We start from the raw sequence: 4,018 nt of genomic DNA, 5'->3' as shown, positions 1-4,018 counted from the left end.
TGGCGGCCCGCTCGCGTCGTTCGAGCCGGTCCTGACGTTCCTGGGAGCGGCGCTCGGCGCGGTTCGCCGGGACGCCCTCGTCGACGAGCTGGGCCTCCCCCGTCTCCGAAGGGCCCGAGAACTGCATCTGGTCGTCGGTGACGTCGCGACCGGTGCCCGCGGCCTGCAGGATCGGGTTGGCGCCCGCGAGGGACGCCGCCTGCGCCGCGGAGGGGGCGGCCAGAGTCTTCTGCTGGGGGCTGGCCTCCACCTTGACGTTGAACAGGAACGCGACGGTCTCCTCGCGCACCCCGTCCATCATGGCCGCGAACATGTCGTAGCCCTCACGCTGGTACTCGACCAGGGGGTCACGCTGGGCCATGGCCCGCAGCCCGATGCCCTCCTTGAGGTAGTCCATCTCGTAGAGGTGCTCGCGCCACTTGCGGTCCAGGACCTGGAGCATGATCGAGCGCTCCAGCTGGCGCATGGCACCTTCGCCGCCGATGCCCTCGATCTCGGACTCACGCTCGTCGTACCGGGCGAAGACGTCGTCGAGGATCGCGTCCTTGAGGTTCTTGGCCGACAGATCACCCGCCGCCCCGTACTCGTCGCCGTCGATGATCGACTGCGCGGTGATCGAGACCGGGTACAGCTGCCCCAGGGCGTCCCACAGCTTGTCGAGGTCCCAGTCCTCGACATAGCCCTCGGCGGCGGCACCGTCGACGTAGGCGCTGACCACCTGGTAGATCATCGACTCGACCTGGTCGGTGATGTCCTCGCCCTCGAGGATCCGCTTGCGCTCGCCGTAGATCACGGTGCGCTGCTGGTTCATCACCTCGTCGTACTTGAGGACGTCCTTGCGGATCTCGAAGTTCTGCGACTCGACCTGGGTCTGGGCGTTCTTCACGGCTCGCGAGACCATCCCGGCCTCGATCGGCACGTCGTCGGGCAGGCTCAACCGGTTCATGATCGCCTCGACGGCCGCACCGTTGAATCGGCGCATGAGCTCGTCACCCAGGGAGAGGTAGAACCGGGACTCGCCCGGGTCGCCCTGGCGACCCGAACGCCCACGCAGCTGGTTGTCGATGCGCCGCGAGTCGTGGCGCTCGGTCCCCAGCACGTAGAGACCGCCGGCCTCGCGGACGCGCTCGGCCTCCTGCTTGCTGAGCTTGCGCATGCGCTCGATCTCGGCGTCCCACGCCTCCTCGTACTCCTCCGGGGTGTCCACGGGATTGAGCCCGCGCTCGCGGAGGTTGAGGTCGGCGATGATGTCCGGGTTGCCGCCGAGCACGATGTCGGTGCCACGGCCGGCCATGTTGGTCGCCACCGTGACCGCGCCCGGTCGACCGGCCTGCGCGATGATCTGGGCTTCCGAGGCGTGGAACTTGGCGTTGAGCACGTGGTGCTTGATGCCCTTGCGGGTGAGCAGCTTGGACAGGTGCTCACTGCGCTCGACGGACGCGGTGCCCACGAGGACCGGCTGCTTCTTCTCCACGCGCTCGGCGATGTCCTCCACGACCGCGGTGAACTTCGACTCCTCGGTCTTGTAGATCAGGTCGGCCTGGTCCTCGCGCGCCATCGGCCGGTTGGTCGGGATCGGCATGACCTCGAGCTTGTAGATCGAGTAGAGCTCGGCGGCCTCGGTCTCGGCCGTACCGGTCATCCCGGCCAGCTTCTCGTAGAGACGGAAGTAGTTCTGCAGCGTGATGGTGGCCAAGGTCTGGTTCTCGGCCTTGATCTCCACCCGCTCCTTGGCCTCGATGGCCTGGTGCATGCCCTCGTTGTAGCGGCGTCCGTCGAGCACGCGCCCCGTGAACTCGTCGACGATGATCACGTCGCCGTCGCGGACGATGTAGTCCTTGTCCTTGGTGAACAGCTCCTTGGCCTTGATGGAGTTGTTCAGGTAGCTCACCAGGGGTGAGTTGGCCGCCTCGTAGAGGTTGTCGATCCCGAGCTGGTCCTCCACGTACTCGACGCCCTGCTCGGTCACGCCGATCGTCCGCTTCTTGCGGTCGACCTCGTAGTGCGTGCCCTCCTCGAGCAGCGGGGCGATGCGGGCGAACTCCGCGTACCACTTGCTCGATCCGTCGGCCGGGCCCGAGATGATGAGCGGGGTCCGCGCCTCGTCGATCAGGATCGAGTCGACCTCGTCGACGATCGCGTAGTGGTGGCCCCGCTGGACCAGTTCCGCGGTGTCGTGCGCCATGTTGTCGCGCAGGTAGTCGAAGCCGAACTCGTTGTTGGTGCCGTAGGTGATGTCGGCGGAGTAGGACTCCCGGCGCTGCGCCGGGGTCATGCCGCCGAGGATCGCGCCCACGGACAGTCCGAGGAACCGGTGGACGCGGCCCATCCACTCCGCGTCGCGCTTGGCCAGGTAGTCGTTGACCGTGACCACGTGGACGCCCTGACCCGACAGGGCGTTGAGGTAGGCGGGCAGGACACAGGTCAGGGTCTTGCCCTCACCGGTCTTCATCTCCGCCACGGCCCCGGTGTGCAGGACGATGGCGCCGACGATCTGCACCTTGTACGGCCGCTGCCCGAGGACCCGGTAGGCGGCCTCGCGGGCCACCGCGAACGCCTCCGGGAGCAGGTCGTCCAGCGTCTCACCCTCAGCCAACCGGGCCTTGAACTCGTCGGTCTTGGCGCGGAGCTCGTCGTCGCTCAGCTTCTCCGTCTGGTCGGACAGAGTATCCACGTACTCGGCGAGAGCGCTGTACCGCTTGAGCTTTCGACCTTCGCCGGCTCGGAGCAGCTTGGAAAGGATGGACACAGTCTCGAACGTCCTCGTGGTCGGGTTGATCGGGAAATCTGGCTACCTGCGCGGGGGCCACGCGGGCCCTCGGTTCATCCTAGGTGCTGTCGGCCGCGGATACACGCCGAGGGCGGCCCGGTCCATGCGGACCGGACCGCCCCCGGGGCGTATGGGCTGCGACCGTCAGGCCTCGTCACTCAGCGTGATGAGTCCGTAGTCGAACGCGTGCCGCCGGTAGACGACGGTGGCGTTGCCGGACTCGGTGTCCCGGAAGAGGTAGAAGTCGTGTCCCACGAGTTCCATCTTCTCCAGGGCCTCGTCGACCGACATCGGGGTCCCGTCGTGCTCCTTGCGGCGCACGATCTGGCCGGGGAGCTGGTCGTCGACCCCGTCCGCGTACTCGTCCATGACATCCGCCGGTGCCGCCTCGGGCGCGAGCTCCGCGGTGGCCTCGGCGACGGACTGCGGTCGACGGTGCCCGGAGTGGCTGATCTTCCGGCGGGTGCGTGCCTTGCGCATCTGCCGTTCGAGCTTGGCGACCGCCGACTCCAGGGCGGCGTAGAAGGTGTCCTCCGCCGCCTCGGCGCGGGCGACACCCGGCTTGCCCTTGAGGGTGATCTCGATCCGCTGGCTGGCCTTGGCCAGGCGTGGGTTCTTCTCGTGCAGAAGGACCACGTCGAACCGGGTGATCGCGGGCGAGATCTTCTCGATCTTCGCGAGCTTGGTGTGGATCCGGGTCGCGAAGTGGTCGGGGACCTCGACGTTCCGGCCCTTGATGGTCACCTGCGCATCAGGGGCACCGGGGTCGTCGGTCGACGGACCGTCGAAGGTGGCGGGGTCGAGCAGGACTGCGGGGGTCTTCGCCATCGAAGCTCCTCCTCATCGGGCCTGCGGCGGGCCTCTGCGACCGACCCGGTTACCGCCCGGGACCCCGGTCGAGGGGCACACCCACATGGCTGAGTGGACACTCTCCGGACGGGGCGACCACCGGACAAATTCAGTGAAAGTGCTGGTGAACCCCGTCCGAACCCAACGATACCCGGTCGTCTGGGCAGTGGACCGTAGTCGCGGCAAGTCGTCCGGAACTCACCCACGGGCAGCCCCGGACCTCACGCGGCGGTGACCCCGAGCACCCCGTCGACCCGCAGCCCGCCCTCGCCCAGCACCCCCACACACGCGGCGGCGGTGGCCCCCGTGGTGACCACGTCGTCCACCAGCAGGACCGTCGCCGGGGTCCCGATCAACTCCTCGACCGTCGACGGGGCCCCGGGCGTGGCCAGGATCAGG

Annotated in this window: 2 protein-coding genes; both read right to left on the bottom strand. The window is 68.1% G+C overall.

Annotated features, from left to right (window positions below; translation table 11 throughout):
• The coding region (secA, locus tag G6020_RS05885; protein WP_347238317.1) for a preprotein translocase subunit SecA at positions 1 to 2,743 on the bottom strand (2,743 nt) is incomplete at its 3' end.
• Positions 2,744 to 2,914: 171 nt separating this feature from the next.
• A complete protein-coding gene (raiA, locus tag G6020_RS05880) occupies positions 2,915 to 3,598 on the bottom strand; it encodes a ribosome-associated translation inhibitor RaiA (RefSeq protein ID WP_182609975.1) in 684 nt (227 codons plus the stop codon).
• Positions 3,599 to 4,018 lie beyond the last annotated feature (420 nt).

Source organism: Dietzia sp. B19 (assembly GCF_014145155.1).
Lineage (GTDB): Bacteria > Actinomycetota > Actinomycetes > Mycobacteriales > Mycobacteriaceae > Dietzia > Dietzia natronolimnaea.
Note: the sequence above shows the minus strand (reverse complement) of the source record. Positions and strands in the feature narration are given on the sequence as shown.

Excerpts from the sequence above, each read along its gene's own strand:
- raiA (WP_182609975.1), bottom strand. The coding sequence starts at position 3,598 with ATGGCGAAGACCCCCGCAGTCCTGCTCGACCCCGCCACCTTCGACGGT.